This is a genomic window from Pseudomonas sp. GXM4, from assembly GCF_008923895.1.
In the GTDB taxonomy this organism is placed as follows: Bacteria; Pseudomonadota; Gammaproteobacteria; order Pseudomonadales; family Pseudomonadaceae; genus Aquipseudomonas; species Aquipseudomonas atacamensis.
On the sequence record NZ_WBRZ01000123.1, the window covers coordinates 1 to 16,150 of the forward strand.

Below are 16,150 nucleotides of genomic sequence, written 5' to 3' on the forward strand. Positions count from 1 at the left end.
ATGGCAGCCCCAAAAATAATGGGACTGCTGCGCAGTCCAGCGGGGATAAATCCCCTCGCCACGGTTACTTGTACTTGCGCTCATATCTGTTTGGCAGGCACAAAAAAGCCCGTCGATTTGACGGGCTTTTCATTGCACAAGGTCAGAGCAGGAAGATTGTCGCCAACCCGAGGAAGATGAAGAAGCCACCGCTGTCGGTCATTGCGGTGATCATCACACTGGCGCCCATCGCCGGATCGCGACCCATTTTCGCCAGCGTCATCGGGATCAACACGCCCATCAACGCCGCCAGCAACAGATTGAGCGTCATCGCTGCCGTCATCACCACGCCAAGCGACCAACTGCCGTAGAGCATGTACGCGACTACACCGATCACCCCGCCCCAGACCAGACCGTTGATCAAACCGACCGCCAGCTCTTTGCGCATCAAGCGCGAGGTGTTGCCGGTACTGACCTGATCCAGCGCCATGGCGCGCACAATCATGGTGATGGTCTGGTTACCGGAGTTGCCGCCGATACCCGCCACGATCGGCATCAGCGCCGCCAGTGCCACGAGCTTCTCGATCGAACCTTCGAACAGACCGATCACCCGCGATGCGACAAATGCAGTGATCAGGTTCACCGCCAGCCACGCCCAACGGTTACGCAGGGATTTCCACACCGAGGCGAAGATATCTTCCTCTTCGCGCAGACCGGCCATGTTGAGGACTTCGCTTTCGCTTTCCTCACGGATCAGGTCGACCATTTCATCGATGGTCAGACGGCCGATCAGTTTGCCGTTCTTGTCGACCACCGGCGCCGAGATCAAGTCGTAACGCTCGAATGCCTGAGCGGCGTCGTAGGCATCTTCGTCCGGGTGGAAACTGACCGGATCGCTGGCCATCACTTCGGCGACCTGCTTCTCCGGATCGTTGACCAGCAGACGCTTGATCGGCAGCACACCTTTGAGCACGCCGTCGTAATCGACCACGAAAAGTTTGTCGGTATGACCGGGAAGCTCTTTGAGGCGACGCAGATAACGCAGAACCACTTCAAGGCTGACGTCCTCACGGATCGTCACCATCTCGAAGTCCATCAGCGCACCGACCTGATCCTCGTCATAGGAGAGGGCCGAGCGCACGCGTTCGCGCTGCTGGTTATCCAGACTTTCCATCAGCTCATGGACAACGTCGCGTGGCAGCTCGGAGGCCAGGTCAGCGAGTTCGTCGGCGTCCATGTCCTTGGCCGCAGCCAGGAGCTCGTGATCGTCCATGTCGGCGATCAGCGTTTCCCGGACGGAATCGGATACTTCGAGAAGGATATCGCCGTCGCGATCGGCCTTGACCAGTTGCCAGAGCGTCAGACGATCGTCCAGCGGCAAGGCTTCGAGAATGTAGGCGACGTCGGCAGAGTGCAAATCATCGAGCTTGCGTTGCAGCTCGACGAGGTTTTGCCGGTGAACCAGGTTTTCCACACGGTCGTGGTGCGGACCTTCCTGGCGATGAGTCAGGTCTTCAACGACACGTTGGCGCTGCAGCAACTCGACGACCTGAGCCAGGCGGTCCTGCAGGCTTTCCTGTGTTTTCTTTACTTCGATTTCGGACATAGGCGAACTCCACTCCCAGCAGCGGGGCACGCCGGAAGGATCAATCAGTCAATTCATGATTGGTGAAACGGTTTACTGAACAACTACTGGGTAAGTCCATGGAGGTTTTCCATAAGCCCCGGCGGGGCTGACGGGCGCAATGATACACGCCTGACGGTTTAAAACGTTGAAAAAATCACGGCTGAAACAAGCGCTTGCGAAACAAACCTGAGCACCTGCCTGACCCGTGCAAATGCGACGACTCATCTTGAAAAGAAAACACACCGGCAATGCAAAAAGCAGCGACTACCCTTGAGCTTAGATCGTCATGGAGGACATCGAATGCCAGCAAAACCAGCGCTTTTTCTACTGACCGCCCTGCTCCACTTCACGCCTGCCAACGCCACCACACTTCATCGTTGCCAGGCCGCTGACGGCAGCGTCACCTTCACATCGATGAGCTGCGCAACAGGCGAGCAACTCTCAATTCAGGAGGTTCACCCCTACTCACCTGGCTGGGTCGCAATCATGCCGGAGTTCAATCACGAAGCAGTGACCGGCATGAAAGACAGCGGACGCGAACCGGGCATCGTCGGTGGCACCGAACACAAATGTGGAAACCTGATCGATAACAAACAGCGGCGCGAAGCGATCATCAATCGGCGAGTGATTGCCGGCATGAGCCAGCGGGACGTCGAAAGCGCACTGGGCAAGCCCGACAAGATCAACACGCGCACATCGACAACGAGCTATCGTTACGACCTCAAGCGAGGCCGCAGTGCTCAAATTGATTTTGATGAAAGAGGCTGTGTGAAGGGAAAAGCCAAATCCCGGACAGCAAAAAGCCCGCGTTAAACGCGGGCTTCTTGGTATATGGTGCACTCGACAGGATTCGAACCTGTGACCGCTCGGTTCGTAGCCGAGTACTCTATCCAGCTGAGCTACGAGTGCATTTTGTGTTTTTAAACCAGACCACAACTGGCTGAAGCCGAGTTACTCACCTTACAGCAAATAACTCTTAAATGGTGCACTCGACAGGATTCGAACCTGTGACCGCTCGGTTCGTAGCCGAGTACTCTATCCAGCTGAGCTACGAGTGCATTTGTTGCCGCGCATTATAGGCCGTCTAATCTCTATGTCAAACACTTTTTCTAGTAATTTCAACAACTTACAGAAGAAGCCAGATTACGACGTACTAAGCAAATAATGGCGGAGAACGGGGGATTCGAACCCCCGACACCCTTTTGAGGTGTACTCCCTTAGCAGGGGAGCGCCTTCGGCCACTCGGCCAGCTCTCCGCAACACGGGGCGTATATTAACCAGCTTCTTCCCCGTTTGCAAACATAAAAATCGATAAAAATTAATGGCTTGGTTCTTCGTCCTTCTCTTTCTTTATACGCAGGTAAATTTCCTCACGGTGCACCGCAACCTCTTTCGGAGCGTTGACGCCGATACGCACCTGGTTTCCTTTGACGCCGAGCACGGTCACGGTGATTTCGCCGTCACCGATAATCAGGCTTTCCGCGCACCGACGAGTCAGAATCAGCATACCTTTCTCCTTACGCCATTCATTTCAGGGACAACAGTCTGCAAAAAAAAGGCACCCGACCTACAACCGCAGCGATCGTAGCCCTACATGCCTGAGTATTGACCAGCGCGAGCAAAAGAACAGTTCCGGGGCTCGCGCCATTCAAAAATAAAGGGCGCGGTCAGACCGCGCCCTTCACAGAAGCGGATTACTCGCCCTGACGGGCCGGAGCATCCAGTTCGAAAGCCGTGTGCAGCGCGCGCACGGCCAGTTCCAGGTACTTCTCTTCGATCACTACGGACACCTTGATTTCCGAAGTCGAGATCATCTGGATGTTGATGCTTTCTTTCGCCAGGGATTCGAACATGCGGCTGGCCACGCCTGCGTGGGAACGCATGCCGACGCCGACGATCGAGACCTTGGCAATCTTGGTGTCGCCGACGACCTCACGGGCACCGATCTCGCGAGCGGTGTTTTCCAGCACGGTCTGTGCGGCCTGGTAGTCGTTGCGGTGCACGGTGAAGGTGAAGTCGGTGGTGTTATCGTGCGCGACGTTCTGCACGATCATGTCGACTTCGATGTTCGCGGCACTGATCGGGCCGAGAATCTTGAACGCCACGCCCGGGGTGTCTGGCACGCCACGGATGGTCAGCTTGGCTTCATCGCGGTTGAAAGCGATGCCGGAAATGATCGGCTGTTCCATGGTTTCCTCTTCATCAATAGTAATGAGGGTGCCCGGACCCTCCTTGAAGCTGTGCAGTACGCGCAGCGGAACGTTGTACTTGCCGGCGAATTCCACCGCACGGATCTGCAGCACCTTGGAACCGAGGCTGGCCATTTCCAGCATCTCTTCGAAGGTGATCTTGTCCAGACGCTGAGCAACCGGCACCACACGCGGATCGGTGGTGTAGACACCGTCGACGTCGGTGTAGATCTGGCATTCATCCGCCTTCAAGGCCGCCGCCAGTGCCACGCCGGTGGTATCGGAACCGCCGCGACCGAGAGTGGTGATGTTGCCGTGCTCGTCGACACCCTGGAAACCGGCGACAACCACCACACGGCCAGCCTTCAGATCACCGCGAATCTTCTGGTCATCAATCTGCAAGATACGCGCTTTATTGTGCGCACTGTCAGTCAGGATCCGCACCTGATTACCGGTGTACGACACCGCCGGCACACCGCGCTTGATCAGCGCCATGGCCAACAGGGCAATCGTCACCTGCTCACCGGTGGACACGATCACGTCCAGCTCGCGCGGAACCGGTTGTGCCTCGCCACTGATTTGCTTGGCCAGATCGATCAGACGGTTGGTTTCGCCGCTCATTGCAGACAGCACAACCACCAGGTCATCGCCGGCATCGCGGAATTTCTTAACCTTGTCGGCGACCTGCTCGATTCTCTCGACAGTGCCGACCGAGGTGCCTCCAAATTTCTGTACGATCAAAGCCATTTCAAAGCCGCCTCTGCCCATGAAGGGCGCCCAATAATCTTTCGAACAGTCGCCGGGCTGCTACTAGACTGCGGGCCCGGCGAGCCGTCTTATAAAGCCTGCTCGACGAATGGAACGGTCAGCGCCAGCGCGCCATCCAGCGCAGCGGCATCGACTCCGCCGCCCTGCGCCATGTCCGGACGACCACCGCCCTTCCCGCCCACTGCCGCAGCAGCCTGTTTCATCAAATCACCGGCTTTGAGTTGGCCAGTCAGGTCCTTGGTTACGCCTGCAACCAGTACGACCTTTTCCTCATGGACACCGCCGAGCAGGATCACTGCGCGGCCGAGTTTGTTTTTCAGCTGATCGACCAGCGCCAGCAGCGCTTTGCCATCCTGACCGTCCAGACGGGCGGCCAAAACCTTCACATCCTTGACGTCCACCGCCGAGGCCGACAGATCGTCGCCCGCCGCGCTGGCTGCCTTGGCCTGCAACTGCTCGAGTTGTTTCTCCAGCAGACGGTTGCGCTCCAGTACCGCCGAGAGCTTGTCGATCAGGTTGTCGCGGCTGCCCTTGACCAGGCTGGCCGCTTCCTTGAGTTGTTCTTCCGCCGCGTTCAAGTAGGCCAGCGCCGCAGCACCGGTGACTGCCTCGATACGACGCACGCCCGATGCCACACCGCCTTCGCTGATGATTTTCAGCAGGCCGATGTCGCCGGTACGGTTGGCGTGGATACCGCCGCACAGTTCGACCGAGAAGTCGCCCATGCTCAGCACGCGCACGCTGTCGCCGTACTTCTCGCCGAACAGCGCCATGGCGCCTTTGTTCTTCGCGGTTTCGATGTCGGTTTCTTCGGTTTCAACGGCGGAGTTCTTGCGAATCTCGGCGTTGACGATGTCTTCCAGCTGCTTGATCTGTTCTGGCTTGATCGCTTCGAAGTGGCTGAAGTCGAAACGCAGGCGCTGACTGTCGACCAACGAACCTTTCTGCTGCACATGCTCACCGAGCACCTGACGCAGCGCGGCGTGCAGCAAGTGAGTGGCCGAGTGGTTCAGCGCGGTGGCGTGACGCACTTCGGCGTCGACGTGGGTTTCCACCGGCGCGCCAATGGTCAGGCTGCCCGAGGCCAGCACGCCGTGGTGCAGGAATGCGCCGCCGGTCTTGGTGGTGTCGCGCACGTCGAAGCGGCTGCTGCCGGCCTGAATGAAACCGCAGTCGCCGATCTGGCCACCGGATTCGGCGTAGAACGGCGTCTGGTTGAGCACGATCACGCCTTCCTGACCTTCGCTCAGCACGTCGACCGACTGGCCATCCTTATAGATGGCAACGATTTTCGCCGAGCCGCTGGTGGCGGCGTAACCGGTGAACTCGGTGGCCACGTCGACCTTGACCAGGGTGTTGTAGTCCAGACCGAACGAGCTGGCCGAACGCGCGCGCACACGCTGCGCTTCCATCTCGCGCTCGAAACCGGCTTCGTCGACGGTCAGGCCGCGCTCGCGGGCGATGTCGGCGGTCAGGTCCATCGGGAAACCGTAGGTGTCGTAGAGTTTGAACACCACGTCGCCTGGCACCACGGTGCCTTTGAGCTCGGCCAGATCCTGCTCGAGGATTTTCAGGCCGTGCTCCAGGGTCTTGGAGAACTGCTCCTCTTCAGCCTTGAGCACGCGCTCGATGTTGCTTTGCTGCTTCTGCAGTTCCGGGAAGGCTTCGCCCATCTCGGCAACCAGCGCCGCGACGATCTTGTAGAAGAAGCTGCCGCTGGCGCCGAGCTTGTTGCCGTGACGGCAGGCGCGACGGATGATCCGGCGCAGTACGTAACCGCGACCTTCGTTGGACGGCAGCACGCCATCGGCAATCAGGAAACCGCAGGAACGGATGTGGTCGGAGACGACTTTGAGCGACGACTGATCGCCGTTTTCGCAGCCGATCGCTTCAGCCGAAGCCTTGAGCAGGTTCTTGAACAGGTCGATGTCGTAGTTGGAGTTGACGTGCTGCATCACCGCACTGATCCGCTCCAGGCCCATGCCGGTGTCCACCGACGGCGCTGGCAACGGATGCAACACGCCATCGGCGGTGCGGTTGAACTGCATGAACACGTTGTTCCAGATTTCGATGTAGCGATCGCCATCTTCTTCCGGCGAGCCCGGTGGGCCGCCCCAGATGTGCTCGCCGTGATCGTAGAAAATCTCGGTGCACGGGCCGCACGGGCCGGTATCGCCCATGGTCCAGAAGTTGTCGGAAGCGTACGGCGCACCCTTGTTGTCGCCGATGCGGATCATGCGCTCGGCGGGCACACCGATTTTCTGTGTCCAGATGTCATACGCTTCGTCGTCGGTGGCGTAGACAGTGACCCAGAGCTTTTCCTTCGGCAGCTTGAGCACGCCAGTCAGGAAGGTCCAGGCAAAGGTGATCGCGTCGTGCTTGAAGTAGTCGCCGAAGCTGAAGTTACCGAGCATTTCGAAGAACGTGTGGTGACGCGCGGTATAACCGACGTTTTCCAGGTCACTGTTCTTGCCGCCGGCGCGCACGCATTTCTGGCTGCTGGTGGCACGGGTGTACGCACGTTTTTCCTGGCCCAGGAAGCAGTCCTTGAACTGGTTCATCCCCGCGTTGGTGAACAGCAGGGTTGGGTCGTTGCCCGGAATCAAAGAGCTGGAGGCTACACGGGTGTGGCCTTGCTCTTCGAAGAAGCGAAGGAAGGCTTCACGGATTTCTGCGCTTTTCATTAGGTTCTTCCACGGAGGCTGCGGCCAAAGGCCTGTTCGAAACGTCGTGAGACGAAGCGACGGCAAAGGGCCGCATTATATCGGCCCTGCGCGCGGGGTACAGCGTGTTTATACGATAGAAACGGTCAATTGGACGGCTGACGCTGTCACTTGCGTGAAAACTCGACGAATGTCGCGATCACTTGTTCGATTTGCGCGCGGCTGACGTCCATGTGCGTGACCATGCGCAAGCGCGCAGCGGCGCTGAGCCTGATCCCGCGTTCGCCGGCAAAGTCCTTGAGTGCTGCGGCCTTGTCGCCCATCTGCACATAAACCATGTTGGTTTGCACGGGCTCGACGACGAAACCGGCCTCACGCAGACCCTCGGCGAGCAACTGCGCGTTGGCATGGTCATCCGCCAGCCGTTCGACGTGATGATCCAGCGCGTACAAGCCAGCCGCCGCGAGCAACCCGGCCTGACGCATGCCGCCACCGACCATTTTGCGCAAACGCCGCGCCTTGCCGATCAGTTGCTCGGAGCCGCACAGCACCGAGCCGACCGGCGCGCCGAGGCCCTTGGACAGGCACACCGACACCGAATCGAAGTGCTGAGTGATCTCACGGGCATCGACGCCGAGCTTGACCGCCGCGTTGTACAACCGCGCCCCGTCGAGGTGCAATTGCAGGCCATGCTCCTGCGTAAAGCGTCGCGCGCGCGCCAAATATTCCAGCGGCAAGACTTTGCCCTGCATGGTGTTTTCCAGCGCCAGCAAACGCGTGCGGGCGAAATGGAAATCGTCCGGTTTGATCGCGGCCGCAACCTGATCCAGATCCAGTGAACCGTCGGCCTGCACCTCCAGCGGCTGCGGCTGAATCGAACCGAGCACCGCCGCCCCGCCACCTTCGTACTTATAGGTGTGCGCCTGCTGACCGACGATGTACTCATCGCCACGCTCGCAGTGCGCCATCAGGCCGAGCAGGTTGCTCATGGTCCCGGTCGGCACGAATAGCGCAGCGGCAAAGCCCAGGCGTTTGGCCAGTTCGGCCTCGAGGTGATTGACCGTCGGATCTTCGCCATACACATCGTCACCGGTATCGGCTGCGGTCATCGCCTCGAGCATGGCGGGAGTCGGTTGGGTGACGGTGTCGCTGCGAAGATCGATAACGCTCATGAACCTGGCCTCTGGTCAGATGGGGGAATCCCTTTGTGAAGTGGGATTACTGCGGTCATGGCGCGGATTAATCAAGCCTTGAAGAAGGAAAAATCACCGTCCTCAGGAAAAAGCACAATCCATGTGAGAGCGAGCCTGCTCGCGAAAGAGCAGTAACAGGCAGCATATTCGTTGAATGTGAAGCCGCTTTCGCGAGCAAGCTCGCTCCCACAGTGTCATGTGCATGGCCGGGAAATATGTGTTACAAACTTGCCGCCGCCCGCCTATGGGCGGCACAAACGTTCTCAGGGCGGGGTGCAATTCCCCACCGGCGGTAATTGCGCGCAATGCGCATAGCCCGCGAGCGCTTGGCGTTGCACACGGCTTGAGTCGGGTGCGTCGGCAAGGTCAGCAGACCCGGTGTGATCCCGGGGCCGACGGTCATAGTCCGGATGAAGAGAGAACGGGATCGACGCCAAAGGGCCGTCCGCGTGCATCCGTGCCTGCGTTCGCACCCTTGCATCCCTTTCGATTCATAACGCCCTGTTTTTCACACAAACAGGAGTCAGAACATGCAACCCACCGCTATCGACAGCAAAAGCAAACACCCACAGGGCGAGCGCGTCGCGTTCATCCAGGCCTGCTGGCACAAGGAAATCGTCGACCAGAGCCGTAAAGGCTTCGTCGCTGAAATGCTGGTGCAGGGTTATCAGGAGTCGGACATCGATTTCTTCGAAGTCGGCGGCGCCTTTGAAATGCCGCTGCACGCCAAGCTGTTGGCCAAGTCCGGCCGTTACGCCGGCATCGTCGCCGCCGCCCTGGTGGTGGACGGCGGCATTTACCGTCACGAGTTCGTTGCGCAATCGGTGGTCAGCGGCCTGATGCAGGTGCAGCTGGAAACCGAAGTGCCGGTGTTCTCGGTGTCGCTGACCCCGCATCACTTCCATTCGGGCGAAGAGCACCAGAAGTTCTTCTTCGAGCACTTTGTGCACAAGGGTCAGGAAGCAGCGCGGACTTGCGCCGATACTTTGCAGAAGATTCGCGCGTTGCGTCGAACCGAGCCGCGTGCTGTAGCGGTCTAAGGCACGGCAAAAACCTGTAGGAGCTGACGAGTGAAACGAGGCTGCGATCCTTCGACCTTCAAGAGCAAGATCAAAAGATCGCAGCCTTCGGCAGCTCCTACACGGGATGTGGTGAACTCAGGCGAGGTTTTCGTCTGTGGCCGGGACGATCAGGATGCCGGCGCGCAGGCCGTTCTTGACCTTGGGGTTGGGGAAGATGATCCGCGCGCCCTGCTCTTCGATCACCCAGCGGGTATTGGCCAGATCCTCGGCCAGCACATAACCCGGTTCCAGCTCGGAAAAGTTCTCGATGTCCGCTGGCAGATTCAGGCGGAACGCATCGCTGTGCTTGATGATTTCCCGCGCCACGCTGAACAGCTGCAAGCCGTCCAGCCCTTCTTCTGTCTCCGGCTCGGTGCCTTCGATGATCTGCTTCAGACGGGTTTCCAGCAGTGAAACGTTAACGCCGTCGTTCTGCCCGAACGGCCGCGCCTTGCCCAGTTCCAGGGTGAAAGCCTCGGCGTCGAGTTTGTCGTAGGTGTACGAACTGAAGACGATCGACGGTTTGTTCTGCAACAGCACTGCTTCCATGCCGGCGGCGCGCAGGCGCGCCAGTTCGCGACGGGAATGCTGGCGCCCTTCCTTCCACGGGTACAAGGCGAACTGTTCGATCTTCGACCCACGAATCGCCGTGTGCAGGTCGTAGTGCAGACGCTCGCGCTCGGGCTTGCTGAAGAAACTCGCCGCCAGCCGTTCCAGCTCACAGGCGCGCAACGCTTCCGAGCCGCTGCTTTGTTCGTGGCGGCCGTTGAACAGTCGATTGACGTCCTGCTCGACGAAACGCTCACCCTTGCGGATGGCTTCCGGGTTGCCGAACAGGAACAGAATGCGTGCGCGCGGCTTGAGATCGCCGCGTGCGATGTCGTGCAGCAGCCGGTCGAGCAACTCGATCGGTGCCGTTTCGTTGCCATGGATGCCGGCCGACAGCAGCAGGTCCAGGCCATTGTCGCGCGTTTCCGGGGGCCGGACTTCCAGCGCCCCTTCGCTCAACCAGCGCATGCGCACGCCTTCGACAGTCAGTTGAGTCTTCTCCGCCGGTTCGCGGCCGGCGAGGGTCAGTTCAAGCAGTTTGCCGAGGGCGAGCATAGAGCGGTTTCCTTAGTGGTCGTGGTTGCAATCCGGGCCGTGTACGTGATCCTCGTCAGCGCCGAGGTCAGCCGGTTCCATTTCCAGTTGCAGACTTACCAGATTAGTCGCCAATGGGCGCAGCAGCAGGTTGGCGTACTCTTCGTCACCTTCCTCGACGTCCACGCCGATCAGCAGCTGGCCACGGCCGTCCTGCTGGATCCACAGCTCTTTGCCTTGCCACATGACCGCAACGCGGGTGCACGAGGTTTGCAATTGCGTGCCGTCGGTGTCTTCAAGGATCAGCTGCAGGGAATCGCTCATGTTTTTACTCTCTTGGGGTGACACGCCGCGCGCCGCGTTCAGGCAGCGCGCCGGCGATCAATTGATCTGGAAGGGATAAACCGCGCCCAGTTTAAGGATTTGCGTCAGTTCATCCAGTGCCGTCCGGCATTCAAGCAGCAACTGCGGGTCCGCCAGATCGGTTTCGCTCAGGCGGTCGCGGTAGTGCTTTTCAACCCATGCGGTCAACGAACCGTATAACGGGGCCGTCATGATAACGCCTGGGTTGACTGCCGCCAGTTCGGTTTCATTCAGCGCCACGCGCAGACGCAGACACGCCGGGCCACCGCCGTTCTGCATGCTTTGCTTGAGATCAAAGACCTTCACTTCGCGGATCAGCCCGCCGGAACTGGTCAGGCTTTGCAGATAAGCCCAGACGCGTTCGTTGGCCTGGCATTCCTGCGGCACGATCAGCAGCATCGAGCCATCGGCACGCGAGAGCAACTGGCTGTTGAACAGGTAGGAACGCACCGCGTCATCCACGGTGACCGCCGAACGCGGCACGCAAACGGACTGGAAGTTACCGCCGACCTTGGCCAGTTTGCCTTGCAGCTCGGCAAGCATCTTGTCGGTCTCGAGGAACGCGTCCTCGTGATAGAACAGCACTTCACCGTTGCCCACGGCGATCACGTCGTTGTGGAACACGCCCTGATCGATAACGTTGGGGTTCTGCTGCGCGTAGACCACGCCTTCGTCACGCAGACCGTGCAGACGCGCGACGGCTTGCGAGGCTTCGAGGGTCTGGCGCGCCGGGTATTTCTGCGGCGCCGGGAAGCGGTTGTCGAACGCACTGCGGCCGAACACGAAAAACTCGACGCCCGCTTCGCCGTACTCACGGCAGAAACGCGTGTGGTTGGCCGCGCCTTCGTCGCCGAACTGCGCCACTGCCGGCAAAGCGGCGTGATGGGCAAAGTGCTGTTGATTGGCGAACATCGCGCCGAGCACGCGGCTGGTGGTCGGGTGTTCGATGCTGCGGTGGTATTTACAATTGAGGTTGGCAGCGGTGAAGTGCACGCGGCCGTCAGCGGTGTCGGCACTTGGGCTGACCGTGGCGGCGTTGGCCACCCACATGCTCGACGCCGAGCAACTGGCGACCAGCAGCGGCATCGCTTCTTTGGCGGCGCGCTCGATCACCTGCGCGTCAGTACCGCTGAAGCCCAGACGGCGCAGCGCCGCCACATCGGGACGCTCCTGCGGAGCCAGCACGCCTTGCTGAAAGCCCATGTCCATCAGCGCTTTCATCTTCGCCAGACCTTGCAGCGCCGCTTCCTTCGGATTCGAGGATTGCTGACTGTTGCTCTGCGAGGCGACGTTGCCGTAGGACAGACCACCGTAGTTATGGGTCGGCCCCACTAGACCGTCAAAATTGACTTCATAGGATTTCATCAGCGAGGCTCCACGAGAATCTGTTGTTATAGGCTTCAGTAACTATTCTTTAAGACCGCAGTGCGGCCATCGGTGGCAAGCCAGCTCCCACATTGACCGCGTCGGACACAAAATGTGTGGACGTCTCTGACCCTGTGGGAGCTGGCTTGCCAGCGAATGGGCGCTACGCCATTTTCACGCCAGGCGTCAGAGCCGATGGCAACACCAGGCTCGGGGTTTCCAGCGACGCCACCGGGTACGCGCAGTAATCCGCTGCGTAATAGGCGCTGGCGCGGTGGTTGCCCGAGGCGCCGACACCGCCGAATGGCGCGCTGCTCGCGGCGCCGGTCAGCTGTTTGTTCCAGTTGACGATGCCGGCGCGGCTTTCCAGCCAGAACTGCTGGTAACGCGCTTCGGAATCGGAGAGCAAACCGGCGGCCAGTCCATAAGCGGTGTTGTTGGCTTCACTGATCGCCGCGCCGAAATCGGCATAGCGGATCACTTGCAGCAACGGCCCGAACAGTTCTTCGTCCGGACGCTCGGCCACGGCCGTCACATCGACGATGCCCGGAGTCAGCAAGGCCGATTGTGCCTGTGGCTGAGTCATTTCCAGCAACGCCACCGCGCCGTTGGCCAGCAGTTGTTCCTGCGCATCCATCAGCGCTTTCGCCGCGCCGAGGGAAATCACCGAGCCCATGAACGGCGCCGGTTGCTGATCGAAGGCACCGACTTCAATGGTCGAACTGACTTCCACCAGACGCTTGAGCAGGCTGTCGCCCCACGCACCTTGCGGCACCAGCAGACGCCGAGCGCAAGTGCAGCGCTGGCCAGCGGAAATGAACGCCGACTGAATGATGGTGTACACCGCCGCGTCCAGATCAGCGACCTGATCGACCACCAGCGGGTTGTTGCCGCCCATCTCCAGCGCCAGAATCTTGTCCGGACGCCCGGCGAATTGCTGATGCAGGTGATTGCCGGTGCGGCTCGAACCGGTGAAGAACAGACCGTCGATACCCGGGTTCGCCGCCAGCGCGATACCGGTTTCCCGCGCGCCTTGCAGCAGGTTCAACACGCCTGCCGGCAGACCGGCTTCGATCCAGCACTTGACCGTCAGCTCGGCGACTTTCGGCGTCAGTTCGCTGGGCTTGAACAGCACGCTGTTACCGGCCAGCAGCGCGGGGACGATATGACCGTTAGGCAGGTGACCGGGGAAGTTGTAAGGACCAAACACCGCAACCACGCCGTGGGGCTTGTGGCGCAATACGGCGGTGGCGTCGCCCAATGGGCCACTCTTCTCGCCGGTGCGCTCGCGGTAGCTCTGCACCGAAATCGCGATCTTGTTGATCATGCTGGTGACTTCGGTCGCAGCTTCCCATAGCGGTTTGCCGGTTTCTTCGCCGATGGTGCGAGCCAGTTCGTCAGCGTGGTTTTTCAACGCAGCGGCGAAAGCTTCGAGGACGCTGATGCGCTCCTCGAGGGTGCGACGTGCCCACTGAGGAAATGCCTGGCGAGCAGCCTGAACCGCCGATTCGACCTGCGCGGCAGTGGCGCCCTCGCCCGCCCACAGCACTTGTTGGGTCACCGGGTTCAGCGATTGAAAGGCCTCGCCCTGACCGGCCAGCCACTCACCTGCGATGTATAGCGAATTCATTATTTCGACTCCCGTGCAGCGGACAGCGCCACGGCGCGAACCTGATCGCCGGCGCTGAGTTGAAGACGTTTCGCGGTCTGCGGATCGACCACCAGGGTGCCCGCAGCCAGTCGCGCTGGCGCAGCCGTGATGCGGCAATCCTCGCGCTTGCGGTTGTGGATGATGAACGGCGTGGCGTCATCGCCCGGCGTGCCGACGGCCAGCACCAGCGCTTCGCTGTCACGCACCGCTCGGATCTTGCTGGTTTCGCATTCGATGGCCGGGCCGGCGTCGAAGATGTCGACGTAACCCTGATAGCTGAAACCTTCGCTCTTGAGCATGGCCAGTGCCGGCTCGGTATCCGGGTGCACCTGGCCGATGACGTTGCGCGCGTCCGGCGAGAGGAAGCAGGTGTACAGCGGGAATTTCGGCATCAGTTCGGCGATGAACGCCTTGTTGCCGACGCCGGTCAGGTAATCGGCCTGGCTGAATTCCATCTTGAAGAAATGGCGGCCGAGGCTTTCCCAGAACGGCGAGCGCCCGGCGTCATCGGACACGCCACGCATTTCGGCGATGATCTTGTTACCGAACAGCTCCGGGAACTCAGCGATGAACAGCATGCGCGCCTTGGACAGCATCCGGCCGTTGAGACCGTTGCGGTAATCGGCGTGCAGGAACAGCGAGCACAGCTCGGAATTGCCGGTCAGGTCGTTGGCCAGAAACAGCGTCGGGACTTCGCGGTAGATGTTCAGCTCTTGCGAAGCGCTGACCGTCAGACCGACGCGGAAGTTGTACCAGGGCTCGCGCAGACCAACCGCGCCGGCGATGGCGGAAATCCCCACCACGCGGCCGTCATCGTCTTCGAGCACGAACAGATAGTCGGCATCGCCACGCCCGGCTTCGCCGCGAAAGGTCTTCTCGGCCCAGCCGACCCGGTGGGTCAGGCGCTCTTCGTTGGCCGGCAATGTGGTCAGGCCGGTGCCGGTGCTGCGGGCCAGGTCGATCAGCGCGGATAAATCGCTGCTGCGTACGGGACGAACAATCATGCTATCTCCTCAAACGGGCCGCTCGCGCCACCCGTGAAACTCGCTAAGGCGTTAAACCGCCACCAGGCGCACGCTGGCACCTTCACCGACGCCCAGGGCTTCGGCTGCTTCCATATCCAGCGTCACCGGTTTGCCCGGCGCGTAATCCAGCTCCAGCAGCACCGCGCGATAATCCTGCAACTGCGCGTTGGCCACCAGGTACTGACGCCCGGCGCCTTTGACCGGCTCGCCGATCTTCACCGGCACCACGCGGCTCTGGGCGATCGAACGGATCCCCGACACGCGAGCATGCAGGGTCGGGCCGCCGTCGAAGATGTCGATGTAATGATCAGTCTCGAAGCCTTCGCGCATCAGGATGTCGAAGGTGATCTGCGCCCGTGGGTGCACCTGGCCCATCGCCTCTTGGGCGGAATCCGGCAGCAGCGGCACGTAGATCGGGTAATGCGGCATCAGCTCGGCAAGGAAGGTGCGGCTTTTCAGCCCGCACAGGCGCTCGGCCTCGGCGTAGTTGAGGTCGAAGAAGTTGCGCCCGATCGCATCCCAGAACGGCGAATCGCCATTCTCGTCGCTGTAACCGACGATCTCGGTCACCACCGAATCGGCAAAACGCTCCGGGTGGCTGGCGACGAACAGCAGACGGCCACGGGAATTGAGCTCGGCCCACGGCGATCCGACCAGCTCGCGCTGCACATAGAAACTGGTCAGCAGGCTGTTGCCGGTCAGGTCGTGGCACTGCGAGAGCACGTGGATCTTGTTGTGGATCTTCAGCTCGCGGGAGGCGTGGACGAAAGTCTCGTTGCGGAAGCTGTAGAACGGCTCCGAATAACCGGCGGAAGCGACGATGGCCGAACAGCCGACCAGTTTGCCGGTAGTGGAATCTTCAAGAACGAAGAAGTAGCTCTCTTCACCGTTGAAGCTCACTTCGGCGGCAAACGAAGCTTCGCTCGCGGCGATCTTGTCGCTCAGACGTTCCACGTCATCCGGCAAGGAAGTGACACCAATCGGGCTGTCCGCAGCCAGACGCTGTACCTCGCCCAGATCAGCCATTTGCGCGGGGCGCATCACCAGCATGGTGTCACTCCTTTCTCTTCAATATTCACAGAAAAAACCGGGCCCACATAAAGATCGATGCAGGAATGGGACTTGTGGCGAGGGGATTTATCCCCGCTGGGGGGCGAAGCACCCCCAAAAATCTAGGGCCGCT

13 protein-coding genes, 3 tRNA genes and 1 riboswitch are annotated in these 16,150 nt (G+C 60.3%); of the genes, 2 read left to right on the forward strand and 14 right to left on the reverse strand.

What is annotated here, in order from left to right; genetic code table 11:
• Nucleotides 1–142 precede the first annotated feature (142 nt).
• Nucleotides 143–1,585, reverse strand: coding sequence for a magnesium transporter (gene mgtE, locus F8N49_RS16145; protein WP_016773597.1), 1,443 nt, complete (start codon nucleotides 1,583–1,585; stop codon nucleotides 143–145).
• Between the two features lie 321 nt (nucleotides 1,586–1,906).
• On the opposite strand from mgtE, the gene F8N49_RS16150 reads away from it, so the two are divergent.
• Nucleotides 1,907–2,419, forward strand: a complete 513-nt coding sequence (locus F8N49_RS16150) for a cell envelope protein SmpA (protein ID WP_122704210.1) — start codon at nucleotides 1,907–1,909, stop codon at nucleotides 2,417–2,419.
• Nucleotides 2,420–2,438: 19 nt separating this feature from the next.
• Here the strand turns inward: F8N49_RS16150 and F8N49_RS16155 are convergent.
• From F8N49_RS16155 to ltaE, 7 genes are all read right to left on the reverse strand, one after another.
• Nucleotides 2,439–2,515 (reverse strand) — tRNA-Arg (locus tag F8N49_RS16155).
• Between the two features lie 72 nt (nucleotides 2,516–2,587).
• Nucleotides 2,588–2,664: transfer RNA gene (locus F8N49_RS16160), tRNA-Arg, on the reverse strand.
• 107 nt (nucleotides 2,665–2,771) lie between these two features.
• Nucleotides 2,772–2,862: transfer RNA gene (locus F8N49_RS16165), tRNA-Ser, on the reverse strand.
• Between the two features lie 62 nt (nucleotides 2,863–2,924).
• On the reverse strand, nucleotides 2,925–3,113 hold the full coding sequence (csrA, locus tag F8N49_RS16170; protein WP_002554426.1) for a carbon storage regulator CsrA: 189 nt from the start codon (nucleotides 3,111–3,113) through the stop codon (nucleotides 2,925–2,927).
• Nucleotides 3,114–3,300: 187 nt separating this feature from the next.
• Complete coding sequence (locus tag F8N49_RS16175) at nucleotides 3,301–4,542, reverse strand: aspartate kinase (RefSeq protein WP_016773595.1); 1,242 nt, start codon at nucleotides 4,540–4,542, stop codon at nucleotides 3,301–3,303.
• Nucleotides 4,543–4,631: 89 nt separating this feature from the next.
• Nucleotides 4,632–7,247 carry an alanine--tRNA ligase gene (gene alaS / locus F8N49_RS16180; protein WP_073472130.1) on the reverse strand — a complete coding sequence of 872 codons (2,616 nt, stop codon included), beginning with the start codon at nucleotides 7,245–7,247 and terminating at the stop codon, nucleotides 4,632–4,634.
• A 146-nt stretch (nucleotides 7,248–7,393) separates the two neighbouring features.
• Nucleotides 7,394–8,398 carry a low-specificity L-threonine aldolase gene (gene ltaE / locus F8N49_RS16185; RefSeq protein WP_024014010.1) on the reverse strand — a complete coding sequence of 335 codons (1,005 nt, stop codon included), beginning with the start codon at nucleotides 8,396–8,398 and terminating at the stop codon, nucleotides 7,394–7,396.
• Nucleotides 8,399–8,674: 276 nt separating this feature from the next.
• Nucleotides 8,675–8,846: riboswitch (FMN riboswitch) on the forward strand.
• Between the two features lie 103 nt (nucleotides 8,847–8,949).
• On the opposite strand from ltaE, the gene F8N49_RS16190 reads away from it, so the two are divergent.
• Nucleotides 8,950–9,459: a 6,7-dimethyl-8-ribityllumazine synthase gene (locus F8N49_RS16190; protein ID WP_016773593.1), complete on the forward strand. Its 510-nt coding sequence runs from the start codon at nucleotides 8,950–8,952 to the stop codon at nucleotides 9,457–9,459.
• 117 nt (nucleotides 9,460–9,576) lie between these two features.
• Here the strand turns inward: F8N49_RS16190 and astE are convergent, their stop codons facing one another.
• The 6 genes from astE to aruF all read right to left on the reverse strand — a co-directional run bounded on the left by astE (nucleotide 9,577) and on the right by aruF (nucleotide 16,017).
• A complete protein-coding gene (gene astE / locus F8N49_RS16195) occupies nucleotides 9,577–10,584 on the reverse strand; it encodes a succinylglutamate desuccinylase (RefSeq protein WP_151551905.1) in 1,008 nt (335 codons plus the stop codon).
• Between the two features lie 12 nt (nucleotides 10,585–10,596).
• Complete coding sequence (locus F8N49_RS16200) at nucleotides 10,597–10,887, reverse strand: hypothetical protein (protein WP_016773591.1); 291 nt, start codon at nucleotides 10,885–10,887, stop codon at nucleotides 10,597–10,599.
• Nucleotides 10,888–10,944: 57 nt separating this feature from the next.
• Nucleotides 10,945–12,291, reverse strand: coding sequence for an N-succinylarginine dihydrolase (gene astB / locus F8N49_RS16205; protein ID WP_071173304.1), 1,347 nt, complete (start codon nucleotides 12,289–12,291; stop codon nucleotides 10,945–10,947).
• 163 nt (nucleotides 12,292–12,454) lie between these two features.
• A complete protein-coding gene (astD, locus tag F8N49_RS16210) occupies nucleotides 12,455–13,924 on the reverse strand; it encodes a succinylglutamate-semialdehyde dehydrogenase (RefSeq protein ID WP_178116998.1) in 1,470 nt (489 codons plus the stop codon).
• Complete coding sequence (astA, locus tag F8N49_RS16215; protein ID WP_151551907.1) at nucleotides 13,921–14,946, reverse strand: arginine N-succinyltransferase; 1,026 nt, start codon at nucleotides 14,944–14,946, stop codon at nucleotides 13,921–13,923. Before astA ends, astD begins: the two co-directional genes overlap by 4 nt.
• Before the next feature lie 51 nt (nucleotides 14,947–14,997).
• A complete protein-coding gene (gene aruF, locus F8N49_RS16220) occupies nucleotides 14,998–16,017 on the reverse strand; it encodes an arginine/ornithine succinyltransferase subunit alpha (protein WP_016773587.1) in 1,020 nt (339 codons plus the stop codon).
• Nucleotides 16,018–16,150 lie beyond the last annotated feature (133 nt).